21 protein-coding genes and 1 pseudogene are annotated in these 26,372 nt (G+C 63.8%); 15 read left to right on the forward strand and 7 right to left on the reverse strand.

The annotated features are described in order from the left end of the window. Positions 1–75: 75 nt before the first annotated feature. Together IAE37_RS01390 and IAE37_RS01395 are read right to left on the reverse strand one after the other, a co-directional pair. The gene (locus tag IAE37_RS01390) at positions 76–1,311 is read right to left on the reverse strand and encodes an aromatic ring-hydroxylating oxygenase subunit alpha (RefSeq protein WP_201167687.1); all 1,236 of its coding nucleotides are present in this window, start codon (positions 1,309–1,311) and stop codon (positions 76–78) included. Between the two features lie 88 nt (positions 1,312–1,399). Then, a complete protein-coding gene (locus tag IAE37_RS01395) occupies positions 1,400–2,365 on the reverse strand; it encodes a LysR family transcriptional regulator (protein ID WP_201168508.1) in 966 nt (321 codons plus the stop codon). A gap of 317 nt (positions 2,366–2,682) precedes the next feature. On the opposite strand from IAE37_RS01395, the gene IAE37_RS01400 reads away from it, so the two are divergent. Together IAE37_RS01400 and IAE37_RS01405 are read left to right on the forward strand one after the other, a co-directional pair. Next, on the forward strand, positions 2,683–3,696 hold the full coding sequence (locus IAE37_RS01400; protein ID WP_201167690.1) for a GlxA family transcriptional regulator: 1,014 nt from the start codon (positions 2,683–2,685) through the stop codon (positions 3,694–3,696). A 152-nt stretch (positions 3,697–3,848) separates the two neighbouring features. Then, positions 3,849–5,177 (forward strand): MFS transporter, encoded by a 1,329-nt coding sequence (locus tag IAE37_RS01405; protein ID WP_201167692.1) that lies wholly within the window; start codon positions 3,849–3,851, stop codon positions 5,175–5,177. Between the two features lie 37 nt (positions 5,178–5,214). Here IAE37_RS01405 and IAE37_RS01410 read toward each other — a convergent pair whose 3' ends face one another. Continuing rightward, positions 5,215–7,056, reverse strand: coding sequence for a potassium transporter Kup (locus IAE37_RS01410; RefSeq protein ID WP_201168511.1), 1,842 nt, complete (start codon positions 7,054–7,056; stop codon positions 5,215–5,217). Between the two features lie 292 nt (positions 7,057–7,348). Beyond that, entirely contained in the window at positions 7,349–7,642 is a 294-nt protein-coding gene (locus tag IAE37_RS01415) for a DUF1330 domain-containing protein (protein WP_201167695.1), read from the reverse strand. Between the two features lie 78 nt (positions 7,643–7,720). Between IAE37_RS01415 and ribBA the strand changes: the two genes are divergently transcribed. The 6 genes from ribBA to IAE37_RS01445 all read left to right on the forward strand — a co-directional run bounded on the left by ribBA (position 7,721) and on the right by IAE37_RS01445 (position 14,491). Continuing rightward, entirely contained in the window at positions 7,721–8,842 is a 1,122-nt protein-coding gene (gene ribBA, locus IAE37_RS01420) for a bifunctional 3,4-dihydroxy-2-butanone-4-phosphate synthase/GTP cyclohydrolase II (protein ID WP_201167698.1), read from the forward strand. A 329-nt stretch (positions 8,843–9,171) separates the two neighbouring features. Then, positions 9,172–10,197, forward strand: coding sequence for a polyamine ABC transporter substrate-binding protein (locus IAE37_RS01425; RefSeq protein WP_201167701.1), 1,026 nt, complete (start codon positions 9,172–9,174; stop codon positions 10,195–10,197). Beyond that, positions 10,194–11,105: an ABC transporter permease gene (locus tag IAE37_RS01430; protein WP_201167703.1), complete on the forward strand. Its 912-nt coding sequence runs from the start codon at positions 10,194–10,196 to the stop codon at positions 11,103–11,105. The genes IAE37_RS01425 and IAE37_RS01430 overlap by 4 nt, the downstream gene beginning before the upstream one ends. Positions 11,106–11,111: 6 nt before the next feature. Beyond that, the gene (locus tag IAE37_RS01435; protein WP_201167706.1) at positions 11,112–11,921 is read left to right on the forward strand and encodes an ABC transporter permease; all 810 of its coding nucleotides are present in this window, start codon (positions 11,112–11,114) and stop codon (positions 11,919–11,921) included. Positions 11,922–11,940: 19 nt separating this feature from the next. After that, on the forward strand, positions 11,941–13,089 hold the full coding sequence (locus IAE37_RS01440; protein ID WP_201167709.1) for an ABC transporter ATP-binding protein: 1,149 nt from the start codon (positions 11,941–11,943) through the stop codon (positions 13,087–13,089). Positions 13,090–13,183: 94 nt separating this feature from the next. Further along, on the forward strand, positions 13,184–14,491 hold the full coding sequence (locus IAE37_RS01445; protein WP_201167712.1) for a substrate-binding domain-containing protein: 1,308 nt from the start codon (positions 13,184–13,186) through the stop codon (positions 14,489–14,491). A gap of 11 nt (positions 14,492–14,502) precedes the next feature. Here IAE37_RS01445 and IAE37_RS01450 read toward each other — a convergent pair whose 3' ends face one another. Then, the gene (locus IAE37_RS01450; RefSeq protein WP_201167715.1) at positions 14,503–16,707 is read right to left on the reverse strand and encodes a TonB-dependent siderophore receptor; all 2,205 of its coding nucleotides are present in this window, start codon (positions 16,705–16,707) and stop codon (positions 14,503–14,505) included. A gap of 335 nt (positions 16,708–17,042) precedes the next feature. Here IAE37_RS01450 and IAE37_RS01455 point away from each other — a divergent pair, with 335 nt between their 5' ends. Both IAE37_RS01455 and IAE37_RS01460 read left to right on the forward strand, forming a co-directional pair. Next, on the forward strand, positions 17,043–18,041 hold the full coding sequence (locus IAE37_RS01455; protein ID WP_201167716.1) for a TerC family protein: 999 nt from the start codon (positions 17,043–17,045) through the stop codon (positions 18,039–18,041). Positions 18,042–18,128: 87 nt separating this feature from the next. Then, positions 18,129–19,478 carry an SPFH domain-containing protein gene (locus tag IAE37_RS01460; protein ID WP_201167717.1) on the forward strand — a complete coding sequence of 450 codons (1,350 nt, stop codon included), beginning with the start codon at positions 18,129–18,131 and terminating at the stop codon, positions 19,476–19,478. Positions 19,479–19,533: 55 nt separating this feature from the next. On the opposite strand, the gene IAE37_RS01465 is transcribed toward IAE37_RS01460, so the two are convergent. Beyond that, positions 19,534–20,763: an acyl-CoA dehydrogenase gene (locus tag IAE37_RS01465; RefSeq protein WP_201167718.1), complete on the reverse strand. Its 1,230-nt coding sequence runs from the start codon at positions 20,761–20,763 to the stop codon at positions 19,534–19,536. 138 nt (positions 20,764–20,901) lie between these two features. Between IAE37_RS01465 and IAE37_RS01470 the strand changes: the two genes are divergently transcribed. Further along, the gene (locus tag IAE37_RS01470; protein WP_201167719.1) at positions 20,902–21,831 is read left to right on the forward strand and encodes a LysR family transcriptional regulator; all 930 of its coding nucleotides are present in this window, start codon (positions 20,902–20,904) and stop codon (positions 21,829–21,831) included. A 177-nt stretch (positions 21,832–22,008) separates the two neighbouring features. Beyond that, entirely contained in the window at positions 22,009–23,163 is a 1,155-nt protein-coding gene (locus IAE37_RS01475) for a cysteine desulfurase family protein (protein ID WP_201167720.1), read from the forward strand. A 13-nt stretch (positions 23,164–23,176) separates the two neighbouring features. Here IAE37_RS01475 and nfsB read toward each other — a convergent pair whose 3' ends face one another. Further along, a complete protein-coding gene (gene nfsB, locus IAE37_RS01480; RefSeq protein WP_201167722.1) occupies positions 23,177–23,830 on the reverse strand; it encodes an oxygen-insensitive NAD(P)H nitroreductase in 654 nt (217 codons plus the stop codon). Positions 23,831–23,935: 105 nt separating this feature from the next. On the opposite strand from nfsB, the gene IAE37_RS01485 reads away from it, so the two are divergent. The 3 genes and pseudogenes from IAE37_RS01485 to IAE37_RS01495 all read left to right on the forward strand — a co-directional run bounded on the left by IAE37_RS01485 (position 23,936) and on the right by IAE37_RS01495 (position 26,360). Further along, complete coding sequence (locus IAE37_RS01485) at positions 23,936–24,835, forward strand: LysR family transcriptional regulator (RefSeq protein WP_201167724.1); 900 nt, start codon at positions 23,936–23,938, stop codon at positions 24,833–24,835. A 59-nt stretch (positions 24,836–24,894) separates the two neighbouring features. Then, the gene (locus IAE37_RS01490; protein ID WP_201167726.1) at positions 24,895–25,725 is read left to right on the forward strand and encodes an AraC family transcriptional regulator; all 831 of its coding nucleotides are present in this window, start codon (positions 24,895–24,897) and stop codon (positions 25,723–25,725) included. Between the two features lie 50 nt (positions 25,726–25,775). Then, positions 25,776–26,360 (forward strand): annotated as a pseudogene (locus tag IAE37_RS01495) (LysE family translocator). The last annotated feature ends 12 nt before the right edge of the window (positions 26,361–26,372 follow it).

Consider the following 26,372-nt stretch of genomic DNA (forward strand, 5'->3'; position numbering starts at 1 on the left):
TCCTTTCGCCGGTAGATGTGCAGCGCGGCGCTCGATATCCGCCGCGCTGCACACCCTCAGGCGGATGGCCCTTTCCTACCCCACCGACTTCAACTGCGGCCGCCCTTCCAGGCGCTCCAGCATGGTCGCGCAATACCAATCGTCGAACTGGCACACACCATTCTCGGCATTCTCCGAAAACGGGCCGGGCTCGTAAGCCGGCGAAGACACCCCTGCATGGGTGCCTTCCACCAAGCGACGGTCCTGGTCGTTGGTAGCCAGCCAGACCTTGGTCAGGCGGTCGAGGTCATAGTCGACACCTTCGACCGCCGACTCCGGTACCAGCCACTTGGTGGTGACCAGGGTTTCGCCCGGGCCGATCGGCAGCACACGGAAGCTCAAGGCGTGGTCGCCGAGGAAGTGGTTCCAGGTCGACGGGTAGTTGAAGTACAACAGCGCGCCGATATCGGCCTCGCCGCTCTTGTCCAGGCGCCCGGCCACGGCCGGCTTGCCGTCCATGGTGTAGCTCACGGCGCCGGCGGACAGCGGGATACGGGTCATGCGGAAGCGGCCGAGGGGGTCCATGACCAGGCGGCTAGGCATGCCAGCTTTTTCGCAGCGGGTCCAGTGCGCCACCAGTTCGGGATCGTCGTCACCGCCAACGCCAGCGACCGAAAGGTTCTCCACGAACGAATTGAGCAGCTCGGGATGGGTGCCGTCGCAGTGGTAGCACTCACGGTTGTTCTCGAACACCAGCTTCCAGTTGCCCTTCTCGATCAGGTTCGACTCGAAGGCGACCTTGCAGTTTTCCAGGGCGTGCGGGGCGATGAAAGGGCTCACTGCGGCGCGGAAGCTGGAAAAGTCCGGGGCCTTTTCCGCCACGCAGACGTAGATGTAGGTATGCACCACCTCGACGTGAACCGTCTTGAGGTTGTACTGGCTGCGGTCGAATTCCGCACCCATGTTGCCGGCGTAGATCAGGTTGCCATCGAGCTCGAACGTCCACTTGTGATACGGGCAGACCAGCTTGGCGACCTTGCCGCTGGCGTGCTCGCAGACCTTGGCGCCGCGGTGCCGGCAGGCATTGTGGAAGGCCCGCACCTCACCGTCCTTGCCGCGCACCACGGCCACCGGGTAGTCGCCGATCTGCAGGGTGAAGTACTGGCCCGCCTTGGGGATCTCGAAGGTATGCCCGGCGAACACCCAGTCCTTGTGCCAGATCTGCTCCAGATCCTGGCGGTAGACGTCCGGGTCGAGGTAGAGCTGGCGTGGCAATACGTGACGCGGCTTGCGCTGCTGGATCAGGCTGATGACGGATTCGTTGCTGTTCATTGTTATCCTCCAGGCACCTCAGGCTCATGCAACCCGGTGCGAATGACTTACCCATTGTTCTTGTAATGTGCCGCGCTCGATGGCGCCGCTACACGTTCCACCAACCGAACTTCGACATCACCCAATCACGCACGCGGCCGCAGGCCTCGCTGTGCTCGGTGTTCTCCCTGCAGGCGAGGTAGTGCAGGCTGTTGCGCAGCGTGACCTGCTCGCGCACCGGCTTGACCAGTTGCCCGCTTTCCACCATGTGCCCCACCAGTTGGTTCCAACCCAGCGCGACGCCTTGATGGGCAAGCACCATGTTGATGATGAGGTTGTAATCGTTGGCCTGGAAAAGCGCCGGACCAGCGGAGTCCCGCCCTTCGATATCGACGTTCTGGAACGCCAGCCAGACGCTCCAGTCGACATGCTCGGCCACCCCGGAGCGGCCAAACGGGCTCAGGTCCAGCAATGCGCTGTCGCGTAATCCGTGCAAATCGGCAATTGCCGGGTGGCGGCCCAGGTACTCCGGAGTACAAACCGGATAAATAATGTCGTGGCACAACGGATAAACCGTATAGCCTTTTCCGACGTTGGCGAACTTGGAAATAACAATATCCGGCTCAACGCCGGGTTCTTTGCTCTGAAAGTTATGCGTGGTTATCAGGTTCAGTGCAATATCTGCATGTTTCCTGCGAAACTCCTGGATGTGTGTCGATAACCACAATGCAGAGAACGCCGGGGAGCAGGCCATGGTCAGCATGTGTTTGGCCGTCGGCGAGTTGCGAATACGTTCGGCGGCCTGGGCGATGTTGACGAACGAGATCTGCGAAGCATCGAAGAACACCGCGCCGGCAGCCGTCAGTTCCACGGTTCGCCCGACGCGCTCGAACAACGGCGCATCGAGGTAGGTTTCCAGCTCGCGCACCTGCCGGCTGATCGCCGCCTGTGACACGCACAACGCCTCTGCGGCGCGGGTGAAGCTGGCGTACTTGGCCGCTGCGACGAAGGCCTTGACCGCCCTGAGCGATGGCATTCTGAGCAGCAAGGTGTCTGGATCTACGTGCCGTTGCAACATGAGTTGTTGTTGTCCTGATGCCATTGCAGACGTGGATGACACTCATCCTACGCAACAGCCGAAAAGTTGCACCTGCACAAAAATTACATCTCGCTTAACTTCAGGTTATGCGAAAAATGCACTGAACTTCGGCCGCGCGCGAGACGCACCTGTCGATAACGCAGGGTTATCCAAAAAAGTCCGCAAAAGTCGCTGGACCCTGATTCAACGCGCCCCTATATTGACGCTGCGCCACCGACCCCAAACGCGTTCTTTAATGAGCGCTGTTATTTATTCGTCGATCAAGCATTTGGGCTTGGGCTACAAGGTGCCCCATGAAAATAACTACAAGAGAATTCAACCGTACGTTCGCGGACCGTAACCTGGGTTTCATCAGCCAGGCACGCGTCGGCAACAAGCCATCCCGGGTAGGCTTCCTCCTGCTCGAGAACTTCTCGTTACCCTGTTTCACCCAGGCCCTGGACGTGCTGGTCACCGCCAACCTGATCTCGCCTGGCGCCGTGAGGGTGCATACGTTCAGCCACAACCACACGGAAGTGATGAGCGACCTGGGTATTCCCATCCGCCCCGACACGCCGCTGACCGATATTCGCCTGTCCGACCTCGACCTGATGGTCATCTGCGGGGGATTGCGGGCGACTCGGACCGTGCCGGGCTGGTTGTCGCTTTTGCTGAAGAAGATCGCCAAGCTTCCCATCGCCCTCGGCGGCCTGTGGAACGGCGCCTGGTACCTGGGCGCTGCGGGGTTGCTGGACGGTTACCGCTGTGCCATCCACGCCGAACAGCGCACTGCCCTGGCCGAGCGTGCGCCTTACGCCAATGTGAGCCACGATCCGTTGGTGTTCGACCGCAACCGCATGACGTCGGCCACGCCCAACGGCGCCTTCGAGATGATGATCCGCTGGCTTGGCTTTGGTTCGAGCCCGCAGCTGGCCGACGCGGTGCTCGACACCCTGGATGCCGACCAGAGCAAGTTCCGCAGTATCCAGAAGCCCCAGCAACCCAAGGTGAGCAAGGCGCTGCGCGAAGTGATCGCGCTGATGGAAGCCAACTTGGAGGAGCCACTGAGCCCGGAGCAGATTTCCACGGTGGTCGCGCTGTCGACCCGGCAGATCCAGCGGCTGTTCAAGGACCAGCTCAACACCACGCCGCAGAAGTACTACTTCCAGCTCAGGATCACCGAAGCCCGTCGGCTGATCCAGAACTCCGACGCCTCGATCTTCGACGTGTCGATTGCCTGTGGGTTCGTCTCGTGCACGCACTTCAGTCGCTCGTACAGCGCGTTCTTCGGCCACCCACCGTCGAAAGAGGTGCGTTACGAGATCTAGCCCAGTGCCCGGGGTTCGCCCCGGCCTGGCAGCACATCAGAACAATTACAAAACCATCACCCACTGGACGTTTGTCGAGGGGTTTCGACCGCGAGCAGGTTTTCGCGGCGTCGCGCTGCCATGGTCAAGAATTGCTATATCAGGAGACAACAATGACAAGTCCTCATATTTCGGTAGAAGACGTACCGCTCAACAACTTTCATCGATTGCTCACGCTGCGCTCTGGCGGTGGCTCGTTCGTCGACGGCTATGTACTGAGCATCATCGGCGTCGCCCTGGCCCACCTCTCGACCTCGCTGGCGCTGAGCAGCTTCTGGGAAGGCCTGATCGCCGCGTCGGCCTTGATCGGCATTTTCTTCGGCGGTTTCCTGGGGGGTTGGTTGACCGACCGCCTGGGCCGCAAGCGCTTGTTCTTCGTTGGCCCGACCCTGTTCATTCTCGCCTCCGTCGCGCAGTTCTGGGCTGAAACCGCTGAAGCGATCTTCGTCCTGCGCCTGATCATCGGCATTGCCGTCGGCATCGAGTACCCGGTGGCCACTTCGCTGCTCGTGGAGTTCATGCCCAAGCAGTACCGTGGCCCGCGCCTGGCGATGCTGACCATCCTCTGGTTCGCGGGCGCCGCAGCGGCCTACATCGTCGGCGAGCTGGTGTTGCGCAATGGCGGCGACGAGGCCTGGCGCTGGGTGCTGGCCAGTTCGGCGGTCATCGGCCTGGCGCTGCTACTGGTGCGCGTCGGTACCCCGGAGTCGCCCCGCTGGCTGCTGAGCAAGGGCCGCGATGCCGAAGCCGAGCAGGTCATCAAGGGCGTGTACGGCAATGACTTCTCCCTGCGCAACCTGCCCGAGGAAAGCCCCAACTACAAGATCAACGTGTGGAGCCTGATCTACTCCGGCTATGCCAAGCGCATGCTATTCATCATCGTGTTCTGGACCTGCTGCATCATCCCGCTGTTCGCGGTGTATGCCTTTGCCCCGAAGGTCCTCGCCGCGATGAACGTCAAAGGCGACAGCGCGTCGATCGGCTCGGTGCTGATCACCTTGTTCTTCGTCGCCGGCTGTATCGCGGCGACCCGGCTGATCAATGTCATCGGGCGGCGCAACCTGTTGCTCTACAGCTTCGCGGTGTCCGGCATGGCGCTGCTGTGCCTGGGCGCCTCGAACGGTCAGGCGGGGTTGTGGATCCTGCTGTTCTTCGCGGTCTATGCGCTGTTCATCGGCGGTGCGCAAGTGCTCACGCTGGTCTACCCCAACGAGATCTTCCCGACTGAAATCCGGGCGTTCGCGGTGGGGATCGGTACCTCGATATCGCGGATCGGCGCTGCGGTGGGCACGTACCTGGTGCCGGTTTCGCTGGAGTCGCTGGGGATCGCGCAGACGATGTACGTGGCGGCGGGGATCACCTTCTTTGGTTTGTTGCTGTCGTGGATGCTGGCGCCGGAAACCCGGTCGCTGAACCTTCAACAGGCGGCTTCGTTGGGGTGATGTGACACCTGATCCGGCCCTTTCGCGGGTAAACCCGCTACATTTCCACCTGCGTGCCCAACTCGATCACCCGGTTCAACGGCAGCTGGAAGTACTTCAGGTTGCTGTTGGCATTCTTCAGCAGAAAGGCGAACAGGTGCTCTCGCCAACGCGCCATGCCCATGCGTTTGCTGGCGATCACGGTTTCGCGGCTGAGGAAGTAGGTGGTGCGCATCGGGCCGAAATCCAGGTCGGCACGCTGGCAGCGGCTCAGTGCCAGGGGCACGTCGGGTTCTTCCATGAAGCCGAAATGCAAGCTCACGCGGAAGAAGCCCTCACCAAAGGCCTCGACCTCACAACGCCGCTCGGCGCTGACCCGCGGCTCGTCGGCGAACACCACGGTCAACAGCACCACCTGCTCGTGCAACACCTGGTTGTGCAGCAGGTTGTGCAGCAACGCGTGGGGCACTGCGTCGGGCCTCGCGGTCAGGAACACCGCGGTACCACTGACCCGGTGCGGCGGCTGGGCCTGGAGGCTGGTGATGAACGACTCCAGTGGCAGCGCGGTTTCGTCCAGGCGCTCGACGATGATGCGCCGCCCGCGTTTCCAGGTGGTCATCATCACGAACAGTACCACCCCGGCGATCACCGGAAACGCGCCACCCTGGACGATCTTCGGCGCATTGGCGGCGAAAAACAGGCTGTCCACCAGCAGAAAGCCCAGCAGCAGCGGCACGGCCAGCCAGCGCGGCGCCCTCCACAGCAGCAGTACCACCGCCGAGGCCAGCAGCGTGGTGATCAGCATCGTGCCGGTCACCGCCACGCCATAGGCTGCCGCGAGCGCGCCGGATGATTCGAAGCCGAGCACCAGTAGCACCACACCCAGCATCAACGCCCAGTTGACCATGCCGATGTAGATCTGCCCCTGCTCCTCGCTGGACGTGTGCTGGATGAACATGCGCGGCACGTAACCCAGCTGGATGGCCTGGCGGGTCAGGGAGAAGGCGCCGGAAATCACCGCCTGGGAGGCGATGATGGTCGCCAGCGTGGCCAGGCCGACCATCGGCAGCAAGGCCCAGTCGGGCGCCAGGAGGTAGAACGGGTTACGCACCGCTTGCGGGTTGTCGAGGATCAGCGCGCCCTGGCCGAAGTAGTTCAGTACCAGCCCTGGCAGCACCAGCAGGAACCAGGCCCGGGCGATCGGCTTGCGGCCGAAGTGGCCCATGTCGGCGTACAACGCCTCAGCGCCGGTCAATGCCAGCACCACGGCACCGAGGATGGCCACGCCCATGCCGGGATGAACGACGAAGAACCTCACCGCCCACACCGGGTTGAGCGCCTGGAGCACCTCCGGACGCTGGACGATGCCATGGATACCCAGCGCCCCAAGCACCAGGAACCACAGCACCATGATCGGCCCGAACAGCTTGCCGATCCGTGCGGTGCCGTGCTTCTGGATCAGGAACAGCGCCACCAGCAACACCACGGCCAGCGGCACGACCCAGTGATCGATGCCGTCGAAGGCCAGCTGCAGGCCCTCTACTGCCGACAGCACCGAGACCGCCGGGGTGATCATGCTGTCGCCGTAGAACAGCGCGGCGCCGAACAGGCCGAGCAGCACCAGGACCTTGCCCAGGCGCTGGTGCCGGGCCGCAGCGCGATGCGCCAGTGCGGTCAGGGCCATGATCCCGCCCTCGCCCTTGTTGTCGGCACGCAGGATGAACAGCACGTACTTGATCGACACCACCCACAGCAGCGACCACACCACCAGTGACAACACGCCAAGCACACCGGCGGCGTTGGCCTGGACGCCGTAGTGGCCGGCGAAGACTTCCTTGAGGGTGTAGAGGGGGCTGGTGCCGATATCGCCGTACACCACGCCTACGGCAGCGACGAGCATGCCGATAGAGCAAGTGTGGGAAGGCTCGGAATGGCTTGCGGCGACGGCGGACTGGCTCACGACAGGGTTCCTCTGGACGGGAGAGGCAGTATCCACAGCCGCAGGCTGGCTAGGTGTAAAGAGTGCGTAAAAAAGACTTTGCGCCTGAGACGCCCCCACGCTGAAACCGATGCTGTACTTGTGGGAGATCACCCAGCCGTGCGGGCTGCGCAGTCGCGCAGAGAACAAGGGGGCTGTGGGAGCGGCGGTTCGCCGCTGCGACTTGCCCCGCGAAGAGGCCTGGCCTGTTATCTCAGGGCTCGAAGCCTTCGACGATGATCACCTCGGCCTTGGCCACGCCCTGGCGATGAGTGCACGCTTCCTGATACAGCGCCGACCGATAACAGGCCACGGCCTGCTCATAGGAATCGAATTCGATCACCACGCTGCGCTGTGGCGTCGACCGCCCTTCCATCGCCTCGCTTCTTCCGCCCCGGGCCAGGAAGCGGCCGCCGAAAGCCTTGAATGCAGCCGGTGCGCGCTGGGTGTACTGCTGGTACTGCTCGAGGTCGGTCACATCGACGTGGGCGATCCAATAGGCTTTCATCCGCTGCTCTCCTGGGATGGGGATATTTGTGTATGATGGTATACCACAAAAACCACCCCACCACAGTGAGCGTGCAGCATGGCTTTCAACAGCATCGAAGAACTTCTCGAAGATTACCGGCAGGGCAAGATGGTGCTGTTGGTGGACGACGAGGACCGGGAAAACGAAGGCGACCTGTTGATCGCCGCCGAGCGCTGTGACGCCCAGGCCATCAACTTCATGGCCCGCGAGGCGCGCGGCCTGATCTGCCTGACGCTGACCGACGAGCACTGTCAGCGCCTGGGTCTCGAGCAGATGGTGCCGGCCAACGGCAGCGTGTTCAGCACCGCCTTCACCGTGTCGATCGAGGCGGCCAGCGGCGTGACAACTGGCATTTCCGCCGCAGACCGGGCCCGTACCGTGGCTGCGGCCATGGCCCCCGATGCCCGCCCGGAAGACCTGGTCCAGCCCGGCCACATCTTTCCCCTGCGTGCCCGTGAAGGCGGCGTGCTGACCCGCGCAGGCCACACCGAGGCCGGTTGCGACCTGGCACGCCTGGCCGGCTTCACGCCCGCCTCGGTGATCGTCGAGGTGCTCAACGACGACGGCACCATGGCCCGGCGCCCGGACCTGGAAGTCTTCGCCGCCCAGCACGGCATCAAGATCGGCACCATCGCCGACCTGATCCACTATCGCCTGAGCACCGAGCAGACCATCAAGCGCATCGGCGAACGCGAGCTGCCGACCGTGCACGGGACCTTCCGCCTGGTCACCTATGAGGACCGCATCGAAGGCGGCGTGCACATGGCCATGGTGATGGGCGATATCCGCCGAGAGCAACCGACCCTGGTGCGCGTGCATGTGATCGATCCGCTACGCGACCTGGTCGGCGCCGAATATGCCGGCCCGGCCAACTGGACCCTTTGGGCGGCACTGCAGAAGGTGGCCGAGGAAGGGGCCGGCGTGGTGGTGATCCTGGCCAACCACGAGTCCTCCCAGGCCCTGTTGGAGCGGGTTCCGCAACTGACCCAGCCGGTACGCCCCTACCAGCGCGGGCAATCGAAGGTGTATTCGGAAGTGGGCACCGGGGCGCAGATCCTCCAGGACCTGGGCGTGGGCAAGCTGCGCCACCTCGGGCCGCCGCTGAAGTATGCGGGGTTGGCGGGCTACGAACTGGAAGTGGTGCAGAGCATCCCGTTCGAATCGGGGATGGTGGGCTGAATCCGACGGGATGGCATCACGCTATCCCTGTAGGAGCGGGTTTACCCGCGAATGCGTCGGTGAATTCACCATCGTATTCGCGGGTAAACCCGCTCCTACAGGAATGCTGTAGCCGGCGCCGAGCCGCGGAGTGATGGCCGGTCGCCTCCTCCCTCTTGCGAAAAGTTTGGAATACCATAATATGATATCCCGTAGACCTTAAACTGCAGGCCGGCACCTACAATCACAATCGGCCGCAAGACACTTTGTAAAGCTGCTCCCCGAACACAGTTGGCGGGCGCAAGACAAATAGCCCCGCCTCGAATAACAAAAGCAACGAGGGCGTAACCATGCTGTTGAGCAAACGTGTAACCGCAGTGCTGTCCGCCAGCCTGCTGACCCTGGCATGTCAGGCCGCCCAGGCCGCCGACAGCCTGAATTTCGTCAGCTGGGGCGGGACCACCCAGGACGCCCAGAAAGAAGCGTGGGCCGTTCCCTTCAGCAAAAGTACCGACATCAAAGTCGTCCAGGACGGCCCCACCGACTACGGCAAGCTCAAGGCCATGGTCGAGAGCGGCAACGTGCAGTGGGACGTGGTCGACGTCGAAGCCGATTTCGCCCTGCGCGCCGCCAGCGAAGGCCTGCTCGAACCCCTCGACTTCAACACCATCCAACGCGACAAGATCGACCCGCGCTTCGTTTCCGACCACGGCGTCGGCTCGTTCTTCTTCTCCTTCGTGCTCGGCTACAACGAAGGCAAGCTCGGTGCCAACAAGCCGGTCGACTGGACTGCGCTGTTCGACACCAAGACCTACCCGGGCAAGCGCGCCCTGTACAAATGGCCAAGCCCCGGGGTGCTGGAGCTAGCCCTGCTGGCCGATGGCGTAGCCCCCGACAAGCTCTATCCGCTGGACCTGGACCGCGCCTTCAAGAAGCTCGACACCATCAAGAAAGACATCGTCTGGTGGGGCGGTGGTGCTCAGTCCCAGCAGTTGCTGGCCTCTGGCGAAGCCTCGCTTGGCCAATTCTGGAACGGCCGTGTCTACGCCCTGCAACAAGACGGTGCGCCGGTGGGCGTGAGCTGGAAGCAGAACCTGGTCATGGCCGATTTCCTGGTCATCCCCAAAGGCGCCAAGAACAAGGACGCGGCCATGAAGTTCCTGGCCAACGCCAGCAGCGCCGAGGGCCAGGCCGAGTTCGCCAACAAGACGGCCTATGCGCCAGTGAACCTCGACAGCGTGGCCAAGCTGGACAAGGACCTGGCACCGAACCTGCCGACCGCTTACGCCCAGGACCAGGTCACCCTGGACTTCGCCTACTGGGCCAAGAACGGCCAGGCCATCGCCGCGCGCTGGAATGAGTGGTTGGTCAAATGAAAGTCGCCATCAACGCCCTGCATAACGCCCAAGGTGCCCCCACGGGCGCCCCGGGCGCGGCCAGCCGCCGCGTCAGCCTGAGCCAGCGCTGGAAAGGCAGCCGCAACCTGTTGCCGGCCCTGCTGTTCCTCGGCCTGTTCTTCTTCGCTCCGTTGATCGGCCTGCTGCTGCGCGGCGTGCTGGAGCCGGTGCCGGGCCTGAGCAACTATGAGCAGTTGTTCGCCAACTCCGCCTATGCGCGGGTGCTGTTCAACACCTTCTCGGTGGCCGGCCTGGTGACGCTGATCAGTGTGCTGCTGGGCTTCCCGCTGGCCTGGGCGATCACCCTGGTGCCCAAGGGCTGGGGCCGCTGGCTGCTGAACATCGTGCTGCTGTCGATGTGGACCAGCCTGCTGGCGCGCACCTACTCGTGGCTGGTGCTGCTGCAGGGCTCGGGGGTGATCAACAAGGCGTTGATGGCCATGGGCATCATCGATGCCCCGCTGGAACTGGTGCACAACCTCACCGGCGTGGTGATCGGTATGAGCTACATCATGATCCCGTTCATCGTCCTGCCGCTGCAGGCGACCATGCACGCCATCGACCCGATGGTGCTGCAGGCCGGCTCCATCTGCGGCGCCAGCCCCTGGACCAACTTCTGGAAGGTGTTCCTGCCACTGTGCCGCTCGGGGTTGTTCTCCGGTGCGTTGATGGTGTTCGTCATGTCGCTCGGCTACTACGTCACGCCGGCCCTGCTGGGTGGGGCGCAGAACATGATGCTGCCGGAATTCATCATCCAGCAGGTGCAGTCGTTCCTCAACTGGGGCCTGGCCAGCGCCGCCGCCGCACTGCTGGTGGTGATCACCCTGGTGCTCTTCTACCTGTACCTGAAGCTGCAACCGGAATCCCCGGTCGGCAACGCGAGGTAAACCGCCATGCTCCTGTCCCCCAATGCCATGGGCCGCCCGCTGCGCACGGGCCTGTACCTGACCACCGGCGTCATCGCCGCCTTCCTGCTGCTGCCGGTGGTGTTCATCATCCTGCTGTCGTTCGGTTCCTCGCAATGGCTGGTGTTTCCACCTCCGGGCTGGACCTTCAAGTGGTATGGCCAGTTCTTCTCCAACCCCGAGTGGATGGAGGCCGCCCTGGCCAGCCTCAAGGTCGCCGTGCTGACCACCCTCGCCGCCGTGGCGCTGGGCCTGCCCACCGCGTTCGCCCTGGTGCGTGGTCGCTTTCCGGGCCGCGAGATGCTCTACGGCCTGTTCACCATGCCGATGATCGTGCCGCTGGTGATCATCGCCGTGGCGGTATACGCACTGTTCCTCAAGCTGGGCTATACCGGCACGCTGTTCGCCTTCGTGGTCAGCCATGTCATCGTCGCCCTGCCCTTCACCATCATCTCGATCATCAACTCGCTGAAGCTGTTCGACCAGTCGATCGAGGATGCCGCAGTCATCTGCGGCGCCTCGCGCCTGCAAGCGATTCGCAAGGTGACCTTCCCGGCCATTCGCCCCGGCATGATCGCTGGCGGCCTGTTCGCCTTCCTGGTCTCGTGGGATGAAGTGGTCCTGAGCGTCATGATGGCCAGCCCCGACCTGCAGACCCTGCCGGTGAAGATGTGGACCACCCTGCGCCAGGACCTCAGCCCGGTGATCGCCGTCGCCTCGACGCTGCTGATCGGCCTGTCGCTGCTTGTCATGTTCATTGCCGCCGCCTTGCGCCGGCGCACCGAAGCCAACGCCTGAGCGCGCGGAGAAAACCACAATGAGTGCAGTCATCAAAGACAACGCGCACGGCAAGACCCTGGTCAGCCTGCGCGGCCTGAACAAGCACTACGGCGACTTCACCGCCGTGGACAACCTCGACCTGGAGATCCAGGACGGCGAGTTCCTGACCTTCCTCGGCTCCAGCGGCTCGGGCAAGTCCACCACCCTGTCGATGCTGGCCGGCTTCGAGACGCCAAGCAGTGGCGAGATCCTGGTCGAAGGCCAGTCGCTGGTGAACGTGCCGCCGCACAAGCGTGACATCGGCATGGTGTTCCAGCGCTACTCACTGTTCCCGCACCTGACCGTACGCGACAACATCGCCTTCCCCCTGGCCATCCGCAAGCTCGGCACCGCCGAAACCAACAAGCGCGTCGATGCCATGCTCAAGCTGGTGCAACTGGAAAAGTTCGCTCACCGCAAACCTTCGCAGATGTCCGGTGGCCAGCAGCAGCGCGTAGCGATCGCCCGGGCCCTGGTGTACGAGCCACGGATCCTGCTGATGGACGAACCGCTCGGCGCACTGGACAAGAAACTGCGCGAAGACCTGCAGGACGAACTGCGCCAGCTGCATCGGCGGCTGGGCATCACCATCGTCTACGTGACCCACGACCAGGAAGAGGCCATGCGCCTGTCCCAGCGCATCGCCATCTTCAGCCACGGCAAGATCGTCGGCTTGGGCAGTGGCTACGATCTCTACCAGAACCCGCCGAACGCCTTCGTCGCCTCGTTCCTGGGCAACTCCAACTTCCTGCGCATCACCGCCAATAGCCACGGTGCCGGCAATTTCGAGGGCCAGCCGGTGGCCATCCGCCTGACCCCGGGCCTTGCAGCCGAGCAGCAGGCGCTGATCATGGTGCGCCCGGAAAAAGCCCTGGCCCTGACTGCCGAGCAGGCCGCACGCGAACCGCTGCCGGCGGGATGGAACGAGGTCGGCGCCAAGGTGGCCGAGGTGCTGTTCCTGGGTGAAAGCCAGACCTGCCATGTGGTCACTGCAGGCGGCACCGAACTGACGGTCAAGGCGTTGTCCGCCGCCGGCATGCCGATGCAGCCAGGGGATACCGTGAAAGTCCGCTGGGCGGTGGCCGATGCCTGCATCTATACCGAATGGGCCGAGAGCGACCTGAGCAAGTCGGCAGGTGCGCACTGAGTACACTCGGCGGCTGACATGTCCTGAGCGTCATATTTCGGTCACGCCATCGTCGTAATCTGCCGGGCAACGCTATGTCACAAGGTTGCCCGGCATGCCCCGCGTGCTTTTCCTGCTGATCGCCCTGTTGCCCGGCCTGGTTCTGGCCGAGTCCGCGCAGTTGCGCGTACAAGGCTCCAATACCATCGGCGCGGCCCTGCTCCCGGCACTGGCCACGGGGCTGCTGCAGGCACAGCACGCCCAGGCCATCGAACAGCGACCAGGTGCGCAAGCCAACGAGACCGTGATCAACGCCCGTGACGGCAACGGCAAGACACTGCGTATCGACATCGCCGCGCATGGCTCGAGCACCGGTTTCAGCGCACTCGGCCGTGGCGAGGCCGACCTTGCCGCCGCCTCACGGCCCATCAGCGACGCCGAACGGCAGCAATTGCGCGCGCTGGGTGACTTGCGGGCGGCCACTTCCGAACAGGTCATCGGCCTGGATGGCGTGGCGGTGATCGTCCATCCGGACAACCCACTGCCGCAGTTGACCACCACGCAACTGGCGCAGATCTTTTCCGGGCAGATACAGCGCTGGGAACAACTGGGCGCCTCCCGCGGGCCCATCCACCTGTACGCCCGTGACGACCGCTCCGGCACCTACGAAACCTTCAAGGCCCTGGTGCTGGAGCCACAACATGCCGAACTGGCGGCCAGCGCGCAGCGTTTCGAATCCAGCGACGAATTGGCCATGCGGGTCGGCAGTGACCGTCAGGCCATTGGTTTCAGCAGCCTCGCTTCGGTGCACGGTGCCAAAGTGCTCGCGGTGGCCGAGGGCGATGCTCCGGCGATGCTACCGGCACGCGCTCTGGTCGCCAGCGAGGACTACCCGCTGTCGCGGCGGCTGTACTTCTACCTGCCGGCCAATGCCAAGCCCCAGGCCAGGGCCCTGGTCGAGTTCGCCCAGAGCCCGGCTGGCCAGGCGATCGTCGCCGAGCAAGGCTTCGTCTCGCAGCAGATCAAGGCCCAGCCGGTTCCCGCCCAGGCTGACATGCCACCGCGTTACCGTAGCCTGGCGCAACAGGCACAGCGCCTGAGCGTCAACTTCCGCTTCCAGGAGGGCAGCGCCAGCCTCGACAACAAGGCCCTGCGCGACGTCCAGCGGGTGGTCGAATACCTGCGCCAGGCCGGCAAGTTGCAGGGCAAGGCCGTGCTGGTCGGCTTCGGCGACACCAAGGAAACGCCCGGCCGCGCTGCCCTGCTGTCGCGCCTGCGGGCCCTGGCGGTGCGCCGCGAGCTGGCCCGCGACGGGGTCGAGGTGCTGGAGGTGGCGGGCATGGGCGACGAGTTGCCGGTGGCAGGCAACGACCTGGAGCAGGGCCGCCTGCGCAACCGGCGCGTGGAAGTGTGGGTCTACTGAGGCAGGTCGCCTCAGAAGTCGTAGCGGGTGGTCAGCATGAAGTTGCGCGGATCGCCGTAGAAGCCACCGTTGTAGAAGCCCAGGTTGCCGTAGTAGCGCTTGTCGGTGAGGTTGTTGCCGTTCAGCGTCACGGACAACTGCTCGGTCACCTGGTACTTGGCCAAGGCATCCAGGGTCAGGTAGCTGGCCTGGGTGTGGCGGTAGTCGTCGGTGTCGGTGGCCGGGTTGTAGAGGTCTTTCCAGATCTTGCTCTGCCAGTTGGCCGAGGCGCCGAGGGTGAGCTTGTCCCAGGCCCCGGGCAGGCGGTACGTGGTGGACAGGCGCAGCAGGTTCTCCGGTTCGATGGTGGCGATCTTGTCACCATCGCCATCCTTGGTCACACGATGGGTGAAGCCACCCTGCACGTGCCAGTCCGGGGTCAGTTCGCCGGCCACCTCCAGCTCGAAGCCGCGGGTCTTGGCGCCTTGCACCGCGCGGTACACCGAGGTGTTGGTGGCCGCGTCGAAACCGACCAGCTCGGGCAGGTTGTCCTGGCGCACTTCGAACAAGGCCAGGCTGGCATTCAGTCGGCCGTCGAAGAACGCGCTCTTGAGCCCCACTTCGTAGGCATCGCCCTCTTCCGGCTCGATCATCTTGCCATCGATGTCCTCCTCACTCTCGTGGGGCTTGAAGATGCTGGTATAGCTGCCGTACACCGACCAGTGCTCATCGAGGTCATAGACCACGCCGGCATAGGGCACCACCACGCCGTTCTCTTCCAGGTCCTGGGTCTTGCTGCGCTGGCCGCTGGTGGTATCCAGGCGGGTGCTGTCCAGCTGCCAGTTGGACAGCCGGCTGCCGAGGATCACCGACACGTTGTCGGTCGGCTTGAAGCGGCCGGTGAGGTACGCCGCGCTTTCCTGCAGGCGGGTATCGACCTTGCTGGTCGGGCGGCCCCAATCAGGCTCGGGGAAGTTGCCGTCCCACTGGAAGATGTTCGGCGCGCTGGCGAAGAAGAATGGCCAGTTGTCCTCATGGGCACGGATATCGCGATGGGAAACACCGACGACCAACTCGTGCTCGCGCCCCAGCAACTCGAACGGCCCACTGGCATACAGGTCGTAGGCATTCTGGTCGGTCTTGTAACGGTAGCGGCCCAGCCACACGCCCATGCCGCTGCCATCGACCGGGTTGGGGTTGCCGCTGGCGGCCGAGCCCAGGGTGATCGGCGCATCGGATTCGGTGCGGCTGGCCGATGCCTTGATCGACCAATCGTTGGCCAGGCGCTGCTCGAGGGTCACGAACAGGTTGTCGTTGGTATTGTCCCACTGGCTCCACTTAGTGGCGGGGTTGAAGGAACGCGGCATGCTGAAGCCGTTGCCGGTACTGTCGACCAAGGCCGTGGACGGGCCCCAGGAGGAACCTTCGGGGCGGTTGGTCTGGCGGCTCAGGCCAACGCTGAGCAGGGTGTCTTCCGACAGGTCGGCCTCGACGATGCCGTACATCACCTGCTTCTTCTCGGACAAATTATCCATGAACGACTGGCCGTCCTCGTAGGCGGTGACGAAACGCCCGCGCACATTGCCGGAGGCGGTCAGCCCGCCGCCCACGTCGAGCTCGCCTCGATAGGTGTCCCAGCTGCCCGCGCCAAGAGAGGCATAACCGGAAAACTCGCGCGTCGGCCGCTTGCGCACCAGGTTGACGGTCGCCGAAGGGCTGCCGAAACCGCTGAGCAGCCCGGTGGCACCGCGCAGCACCTCGACACGGTCGTAGATCACCATGTCGGTCTGGTCGATACCGTTGCCGAAGCGAAATGCAGCGGGAATGCCATCGATCTGGAAGTTGTCGATCTCGAAGCCGCGGGCCTGGAAGCTGGCGCGGTTGCTATCGAGCTTGGTAACCGTGATGCCAGGGGTCTTGGCCAGGACATCACCAATGCTGGTGAGGTTCTGGTCGTCCATCTGCTGGCGCGTGATCACGCTCACCGACTGCGGGGTCTCACGCGGCGACAAGGCCATACGCGTGGCCGTTCGGGTCGCCCCCGTGGTGTACGAATGAGTCCCCTCAGTGGTTTCCCCCAGGGAGGTATCGGTGACGGCGGTGGCCCCCAGCTCGAGGGCGCCCTTGACCTGGGTATCCTCGGCCCAGGCGATGCCGATCGGTGCGGCGAGGCTCGCCGCGAGTATGGCCAGTGGCAGTGACGCGCGCTGGCGGACGGGAGTGGCGGTCCATGCCACGTGATCCGTGTTCTGTGAATGGTGCTTTGGCACGCTTGTTGACCCCTACTTGATGACGTTGGGGCTGATCGACGGCATTGTTCTTGTGGTTGCTCGCCAAGGGCGGGCCGCTCTGAGGCGGCGGAGCGCATATTAATCTTTATTAACAATAATTAACAATTGGGAATTGATCGCTTTAAGGGCACTTTGCAAAGAAAAGTAACAGGACGCCGTTCGGCACCACCGAGGGATGGGGCTAGGCTCTAAGTCATGTGATACCGGGCCCCTCTGACGGCTGCCCAGCCGTGATGTCGGATCACTGTTGCCATGCAACGTCGACTATCAAGGAGGGGCTCATGACGGCTCTGCACGTATTCCTCACCACTCCATTTCTGGGTACCGCCACCTGGCTGTGGCTGGTCTTCATGGCCATCGTCATCGGCTTGCTGGTGCTCGACCTCGGCGTGCTGCACCGCCAAGACCGCGAAATCGAAATGCGCGAGAGCCTGCTGCTGTACAGCGGCTATTTCAGTGTCGGCGTGCTGTTCGGTGCCTGGGTCTGGCACGAGCTGGGCGCCCAGTCGGCGTTGGAGTTCTATACCGGCTTCCTGGTGGAGCAGTCGCTGTCGATGGACAACGTGTTCGTCATGGCGATGATCTTCGGCTACTTCGCCATCCCCCGGCGCTACCAGCACCGTGTGCTGTTCTGGGGCATCCTCGGCGTGGTGCTGCTACGGGCGATCATGATCGGCGTGGGTGCTGCACTGGTGCAACATTTCGCCTGGGTGCTGTACCTCTTCGGAGCTTTCTTGCTGTTCACCGGGGTGAAGATGGCCCTGTCCAAGGAGGACAACCACCCGGACCTGGCCGACAACCCGATCATCCGCTTCGTGCGCCGGCACATGCGAGTGACCGACGAGATCCACGGCTCGCACTTCTTCGTGCGCCTCACCCCGCCTGGCCAGAGCAAGGCCCTGCGCTACGCCACCCCGCTGTTCCTGGCCCTGGTACTGATCGAACTGGCCGACCTGGTGTTCGCCGTCGACAGCGTGCCGGCGATCTTCGCCATCACCCAGGACCCGTTCATCGTCTACACCTCGAACATCTTCGCCATCCTCGGCCTGCGCTCGCTGTATTTCGCCCTGTCGGCGCTGATGCACCGCTTCGTCTACCTCAAGTACGCGCTGGCGATGGTGCTGATCTTCATCGGCTGCAAGATCTTCTACCACGGCATGGTCGGCAAGGTGCCGGCGTTGCTGTCGCTGGGGGTGACGTTCGGGTTGCTGCTGGGCGGGGTGGTAGTGTCGTTGATCAAGACGCGCGGAGCAAAGGTGGCAAACAAAATCGAGGGCTGACCGTGTCCTACAAGCGTCTCGGAATCCGCTGATTGTAAGGCATATCCAGGCTTAGGCAGCATTCGCACTTCCCACAAGGAGTGGCCCATGCAAAAGCTCTCGATGCAGTCTTTCAACTCCCTGCGTATCAGCGGCAAGTTGATCGCAGCGGTGTTGATCCCCGCGCTGGCGATAGGCGCCTTCACCGTCACCTTCGATCACGTGTACTTCTATAACGAAGCGGGCCAGATGACCCATGTGCGCACCATTTTTGGCGAAGAGAAGGTCGTCGAAGACGTAGGCTACGCCACCAAATGGTTTGGCCGCAGCACGGCCTGGCGTCGCACCATTGGCGTCCAGTCGGCCATGCAGGTCGATGATGACGCCGTACCCAATGGGCACCCCGCCGTGACCATCGAAAACCTGCCCATCGTGTTCCTTGGCAATGTCGACGCCAAGGCAGAGTTCAGCACCCAGTTTCGCCTGCCTTCCGGCGATGCCTTCTTGAAGATCGCCCAGGAATACCGGACCCCCGACAACTTCCTGCAACGTGCGCTGCTGCCAGCCGTGAAGGAAACCCTCCAGGCAACGGCATCGTTGATGAGCGCCGATGACTACTACGCGGGGAACCGCAGTCATTTCGGTGCGGAATTCGAAAACCAGCTGCGTAACGGCCTGTACCTGACCAGCCGCAAGGAAATCCGCGTCAAGCGTGACAACTTCCCGCCACAGACAGCCGTGCTGCAATCCGGCACCGAGCAGGGGAGCTTTGGCGACAACAGCTCGACCCGCTTCGTCATCGAGAAGAAATTGGGCAAGGATGGCCAGGAGCTGCGCAAACAACAGCAGTTTCGCTTGTTCGGCGTCGAACTCGTGGACGCACGGGTCACCCATATCGACCCCAACCCGCAATATCAGCAGCGCATGGTACGCGTGCAACAGGCGCTCGCAGAACTGGCAGTCGCACGGCAGAATCGCCTGAAGGAAGAAGAGGAAAAAGAACTGGTGACTGCGCGGGGCGCCAAGGATGTCGAGGCCAGACGCCAGGAAAGCTTGCGCAACCAGATCGAACGCACCACCGAGGCTGAAACCGAAAAGCAGCTCACGTTGATCAATGCAGAACGGGAAAACCGCCGCGCCGAGATCGACAAGCAGACCGCCGAGCTACTGCGCGATACCGCGCGCGTCAATGCGGAGGCCACCAAGATCGCCGCCGATGCCGAAGCCTATGCCCGCGAAGCCCAGATCAAGGCCGATGGAGCGCTGCAGACCAAACTTGACGCGCTAGTCGAGATCAACCGCGCTTGGGCCGACGCGGCTGGCCGCGCGCCTGTGCCAAACGTGATGATGGGCAGCGCTGACGCTGGTGTCGGGCGTCAGGACGAAATGAGCAAGCTGATGAGCGTGCTAGCCACCAAGGCCGCACAGGATCTGGTGGTGGACCTCAAGACCCAGTGAATCCACCATGAGCTCCTTGGCGCTCCGCCCGCCAGGAGCTCATGCAGTACCCTCCTCAGTGACCGCTACGCGTCATTTCCGCCGGCACATACTTGCCAATCTCATACTTGCCAATCGCCGCCCGATGCACCTCGTCCGGCCCATCGGCCAGGCGCAGGGTGCGCTGCATCGCGTACATGTAGGCCAACGGGAAATCACCGCTCACCCCTGCCCCGCCATGCATCTGGATGGCCCGGTCGATCACCTTCAACGCCACGTTCGGCGCAACCACCTTGATCTGGGCGATCTCACTGCGCGCCACCTTGTTGCCGACGGTGTCCATCATGTACGCGGCTTTCAGGGTCAGCAGCCGCGCCATGTCGATCTCCATGCGTGAATCGGCGATCTTGTCGACGTTGCCACCCAACCGTGCCAATGGCCGGCCGAACGCAGTGCGAGCCACCGCCCGCTTGCACATCAACTCCAGCGCGCGTTCGGCCATGCCGATCGAACGCATGCAATGGTGGATCCGGCCCGGCCCGAGGCGGCCCTGGGCGATCTCGAAACCACGGCCTTCACCGAGAATCACGTTCTCATAGGGCACCCGCACGTTCTCGAACAGCACCTCGGCATGGCCATGGGGCGCGTCGTCGTAGCCGAACACCGGCAGAGGCCGGACGATCTTCACCCCCGGTGCATCGGTCGGCACCAGGACCATGGAGTGTTGCTGGTGACGCGGCGCCTGCGGGTCGGACAGCCCCATGAAGATCAGGACCTTGCAGCGCGGATCGCAGGCACCGGAAGTCCACCACTTGCGCCCGTTGATCACCCATTCGTCGCCATCGCGCACAGCAGTGGCCGCCATGTTGGTGGCATCCGACGAGGCCACGTCCGGTTCGGTCATGGCGAAGGCCGAGCGGATCTCGCCGCGCAGCAACGGTTCCAGCCACTGGCGCTTCTGCGCCTCGCTGCCATAGCGCACCAGCACTTCCATGTTGCCGGTGTCCGGCGCCGAGCAGTTGAAAGGTTCCGGCCCCAGCAGCGAACGCCCCATGATTTCCGCCAGGGGCGCATATTCCAGGTTGCTCAGCCCGGCGCCGTACTCGGAGTCCGGCAAGAACAGGTTCCACAGGCCCTCGGCCTGGGCCTTGCTCTTCAGCGTCTGCATGATCGCGGTGGGCTGCCAGCGGTCGCCCTCGGCGACCTGGCGTTCGAACACCGGCTCGGCGGGATACACATGGGCATCCATGAATGCGCTGACACGCTCGCGCAGTGCCTGGACTTTGGGCGAATAGGCGAAATCCATCGGGGCTACCTTCACGATTCGAAAGACATGGGCAGAGCCTAGAGCAGCCACCCTTCATCCACCTAACCTATTTTCCGCGTGTATAAACATTCATAACCGATATATGATCGGCCAATAACTCCAATAAGAGCGGCGCCCATGAACCTCAGCAAAGTCGACCTGAACCTTTTCATCGTCTTCGACGCGATCTACACCGAAGCCAACCTGACTCGCGCCGGGCAGATCGTCGGCATCACCCAGCCAGCGGTGTCCAACGCCCTGTCGCGTTTGCGCGAAACCTTCAACGATCCCTTGTTCGTGCGTACCGCCCAAGGCATGGTGCCCACGCCCATGGCGCAGAACATCATCGGCCCGGTGCGCAATGCTCTGGCGCTGCTGCGCACCTCGGTGCAGGAAAGCCGCATCTTCAACCCGCAGCAGGCCAGCAAGACCTTCCGCATCAGCATGACCGACCTCACCGAGGCGGTGGTGCTACCGCCGCTGTTCCAGCGCCTGCGCCGCCTGGCACCGGCAGTGATGATCGAAAGTTTCCTGTGCAAGCGCCGCGAGACCACCAAGGAGCTCGCGGCCGGGCGCCTGGACTTCGCCGTCGATGCGCCGCTCAACACCGACCCGCAGGTACGCCACGTGAAACTGATGCAGGACCGCTTCGTCTGCGCCCTGCGTCAAGGCCACCCGCTGGCCGACTCGCGACTGACCCTCGAGCATTACCTGGGCATGACCCATATCCACATTTCCAGCCGCCGCAACGGCCTGGGCTATGTCGACCTGGCCCTGGGCAAGATGGGCGTGCAACGCAAGGTAGCGCTGCGTTCGCAGCACTACCTGATGGCTTCCCAGGTGCTGCAGCAAACCGACATGGTGATGACCGTGCCGGAGCGTTTCGCCCGCCGCCACCAGTTGCGTTACCAACCGTTGCCCGTAGAGGTGGCGCCTCTGGAGACGCACCTGTACTGGCACGAGAGTACCGATCAGGACCCAGCCAACCGCTGGATGCGCGAACAGATCATCGAGTTGTGCGAGCGGGTGGTGATGGAAGAGGAGCAGAAAGCCATGCAACCGGCCTGATTGCGCTGCCGGCCAAGCGAGATGGGGAAATATTTTCTCCAGCCTTCCTGATCAGGAGAATCTTTTTCACGAACCTGAAGCGCCACGCCACGATTTGGCAAAAAGCGTGTTCGAGGGCACCGTTACGCTAGGTTCATCGATCGCCGATTCCACGGCGACATTGCCCGGACCCGCCCCATGCCTAGCGCCCCACTGTACTTCGATTACGCCGCCACCACCCCGGTCGACGACCGGGTCATCGAGGCCATGCTGGCCTGCCTCGGTCGCCATGCCACGTTCGGCAACCCGGCATCCAGTGGGCATGCCCACGGCCAGGCCGCACGCGAGGTCGTCGAGCAGGCCCGGCGCCAGGTCGCCGAGCGTGTCGGTGCCGACCCGCAGACCATGGTCTGGACGTCTGGCGCCACCGAGTCGAACAACCTCGCCCTAAAGGGCATTGCCCAGGGCATCGGCCAAGCGGGCCACCTGATCACCAGCCAGCTGGAGCACAAGGCGGTACTCGATACCGTGGCCGAACTGGAACGCCAGGGCTGGGCGGTAACCCGCCTGGCTCCCGACACGTCAGGGTTGATCCACCCGGACGCAGTGCAAGCGGCGCTGCGTGCCGATACCCGGCTGGTGTCGTTGATGGCCGTCAACAACGAACTGGGGACCGTGACCGACTTTGCCGCCATCGGTGAGCGGGTGCGCGCCCATGGCGCGCTGTTCCACGTCGACGCCGCCCAGGCGGTCGGCAAACTGTCGATCGACCTCGGCACGAGCGCGGTGGACCTGATGTCGTTCTCGGCGCACAAGGTCTATGGGCCCAAAGGCATCGGTGCACTGTATGTCGGCCCGCGCGCGGGCAAGCTGATGCGCGCACAGATCCACGGCGGTGGCCATGAGCAGGGGCTGCGCTCAGGCACCCTGGCCACCCACCAGATCGTCGGCATGGGTAGCGCTTTCGCCCTGGCCGGGCAGCCGGGAGACAACGACTACCAACACACCGAACGGCTTGCTTCCCAGCTACGCGAGGGGCTTCTTGCACTCCCTGGGATCAGCCTCAATGGCTCCCCGGTGCAGCGTGTTCCCCACACTTTTAACCTGTGTATCGAAGCCGCAGGTTTCAACAGCGCCGCATTGGCCAGTGAACTGGCGTTGTCGACCACCTCGGCCTGCAATTCCGCCAGCAATGCGGCATCCCACGTACTGCTGGCGCTGGGCCTGGATGAAGCGCAGGCGCGGCGCAGCGTGCGGGTGAGCATCGGGCGGTTCACCACCGAGGCCGAGATCGAGCAGGCCATCGAGGTGTTCCGCCGGGCGTTGTCCGCAGGCTCTACCGCGTTCTGGTAGGAGCACGGCGGGATTACAGGAAGGTGAACACCGTCGAAGCCGGCAGGCGCGACTTGCTCAGCCCAGCGTTGAAGTCCGACTCGCTGCGGTAGCCCAGGCTCAGCAACACCACGCTGCTATAGCCTTGCTCGCGCAGGCCCAGCTCGGCGTCGAGCACCTTGCTGTCGAAGCCTTCGATCGGTGTAGCGTCCAGGCCATGGGCAGCGGCGCCGAGCAGTGCGGTACCCAGGGCCAGGTAGGTCTGCTTCTCCATCCAGTGCTGCAGGTCCTTGAGGTCGAAGCGATGCAGGTCGACGTAGCCGCGGCGGGTCTGGTCCTGGCCGGCACGGGCCTGCTCATCGCGGAAGCGCCCGTCACGCTGTTCCTGGTCGAGCACGGCGTCGAGGTGCGCCTCGGTCATGTCGGTGCGGGTGCAAAAAGCGATGACATGCGAAGCGTCGAGGATTTTCGCCGTGTTGTAGGCGAAGCGCCCTTCGGTGGCCTTGGCCAGGCGCGCCTTGCCTTCCGGGCTGTCGGCAACGATGAAATGCCAAGGTTGCGAGTTGACCGACGACGGGCTGTGGCGCAGTTGTTCGAGCAGCGCATCGATGGTCGCCTGGGGAATCTTGCGAGCGGCATCGTAGGCCTTGGTGGTATAGCGGCGCTTGGCCAGGGAGACGGTATCCATGCTGCAACTCCAATTAAGCGGGACGGGATTCGTGGCACATCTTATCTTTCCTTCAGGGAAGAAAAACCAGCAGAATGCAGCAACACTTTCACCTTTGGAGTGAAAATGCTCCGTATCGATGACCTCGAACTGTTCGTACGCAGCAGTGCGCTGGGCAGTTTCACCGCGGCAGCCCATGAGGCCGACCTGCTGCCTGGGCAGGTCGCCGCCGCGATCAAGCGCCTGGAGCGCGACCTCGACGTGCGCCTGTTCGCCCGCACCACACGCAGCCTGCGGCTGACCGCCGAGGGCGAGCTGTACCTGCCCACCGCGCTCAACGTACTGGAAAGCCTGCGCCAAGGCCGCGACAACCTGCATGGCGCGCACTCCGGACTGCGCGGTGTGCTGCAGGTCTCGGCGCCTTCGGACCTGGGGCGCAACATCCTGCTGCCGTGGTTGAGCGATTTTCGCCGCGATCACCCTGACCTGAGCCTGCGGCTGTTCTTGTCCGACCAGATCGCCGACCTGTTCCGTGACCCGGTGGACGTCGCCATTCGCTACGGCATCAATCAGGAAGCCAACTACGTCGCCCTGCCCCTGGCGCCCTGGAACCGCCGGGTACTGGTCGCCTCACCCGGCTACCTGGCCCGTCATGGCCGGCCGCTGAGCGTCGACGACCTGCAGCACCACGCCTGCCTGCTTTATCTGCAACTGGGGCGGATCTATGACAAATGGCGGCTGGGCAATCGCCTGGTCCAGGTCAGTGGCCCACTGTTCAGCGACGACGCCGACGTGGTGCGGCGCTGGGCGCTGCTCGGCGAGGGCATCGCCTACAAATCGTGGCTGGATGTCAGCGCCAACGTGGCGGCAGGTGAACTGGAAGTGCTGCTGCCCGAGTACCCTGGCGAGCTCACCCCGGTGACTCTCGCCTGCCCGCATCGCAAACAGTTGTCGCCCGCCGTGTCGCGCCTGCATGTGTGGCTGCGCGAGCGTTTCGCGGCACTGGAGCCTGCACAATTGTTCTAAACGAGCAGAGGCCGGTGCGTTAAGGTAAACAACCCTTTCCCAGCCGCAGCCCCGCCACCATGAGCAACTGGATCGACCTCAAGCAGGACGCCGACACCGGCATCGAGTCGGTCCGCGCACACTTCGTCGGCCATGCCTACGACCCACACTGGCACGACAGTTTCCTGGTCGGCGTCACCGAACAGGGCGTGCAGCAATTCAACTGCCGCCGGGTGCGCCACCACAGCACGCCAGGCCAGGTGTTCCTGCTCGAACCGGGTGACATCCACGATGGCCATGCCCCGACCGCCGACGGCTTCACCTACTCCACGCTGTACCTGCAACCCCACTGGCTCGAGACAGAACTACGCTCGGTGTTCGAACAAGCGCCCAGCGGCAACCTGCCCAGCTTCGCCGATACCCTGTGCCACGACGCCCGGTTGGCCCATGCCACTGCCGTGGCCTTTCGCGCTGTGCACGACCAGGAGCTGCGCATCGTTCGGCAAAGCGCCATGGACCAATTGCTCGGCTGCCTGACCTGTCACCTGCACTGGCGCAAGCGCCTCGATCCCGACCCCCGCCTGCCACTGACCGCCCAGCGTGCGCGTGATTACCTGCATGCCAACCTGGAGCGCGACATCAGCCTGGAAGAGGTTGCATTGGTCTGCGGCGTCGACCGCTTCCGTCTGACCCGCGCTTTCAAGGCCGCCTTCGGCCTTGCTCCGCATGCCTACCTGATCCAGTTACGCCTGGCCCGCGCCCGGCGCTTGCTGGCCCTGGGCCAGACGCCCGCCGAAGTGGCCGTGGCCCTGGGTTTCGCCGACCAGAGCCACCTCGGGCGCTGGTTTCGCCGGGCCTATCGCCTGACTCCGGCGGATTACCGCAAGCGCTGCTCAAACCTTCCAGACTAGTGCCGCATTGGCGGCGAACATGACGCTCTGATCAACCGGAGCCGTTCGCCATGTCACAATCGTTGTTGCCCTTCATCCTGTTTGCCCTGGTCGCCAGCATCAGCCCCGGGCCGACCAACCTGCTGATCCTCGCCCACGGCGCCCGCCAAGGCCTGCGTGCGAGCCTGGCGCCGATCCTCGCGGCCTGTGGCGCAGCGGCCGCGATCGTGCTGGTGGTCGGCCTGGGGCTTGGCGAAGTGCTCCTGCGTCATCCGTTGGCGCAACAACTGATGAGCTGGGCCGGGGTCCTGTGGCTGAGCTGGCTGGCCCTCGCCATGCTGCGCGGAGCCAGCGAGCCACTCGGCAACGCCAGCGCGAGCCCGTTCGGCGTGGTGAGCGCGGCCTCGCTGCAACTGGTCAACCCCAAGGTCTGGCTGATGGCGGTGGCGGTGATCGGCGTGTTCGCCGCACCGTCGTTGCCGGTATGGTAACTGGCGCTGGTCTTCCTGCTGATTGCGCTGCCGTGCATGACGGCGTGGGCAGTATTGGGTGTGGGCAGCGCGCGCTGGTTGCAGGCGCCGGGGCGGTTGCTGTGGTTCAACCGAGGGTTGGCGGGGCTGTTGCTGGTGTCGGCGTGGGCATCGCTATTGAGGTGAGCTGCGCTTGTG

Origin of the sequence: Pseudomonas sp. S31 (genome assembly GCF_016648105.1) — a bacterium.
Classification (GTDB): domain Bacteria; phylum Pseudomonadota; class Gammaproteobacteria; order Pseudomonadales; family Pseudomonadaceae; genus Aquipseudomonas.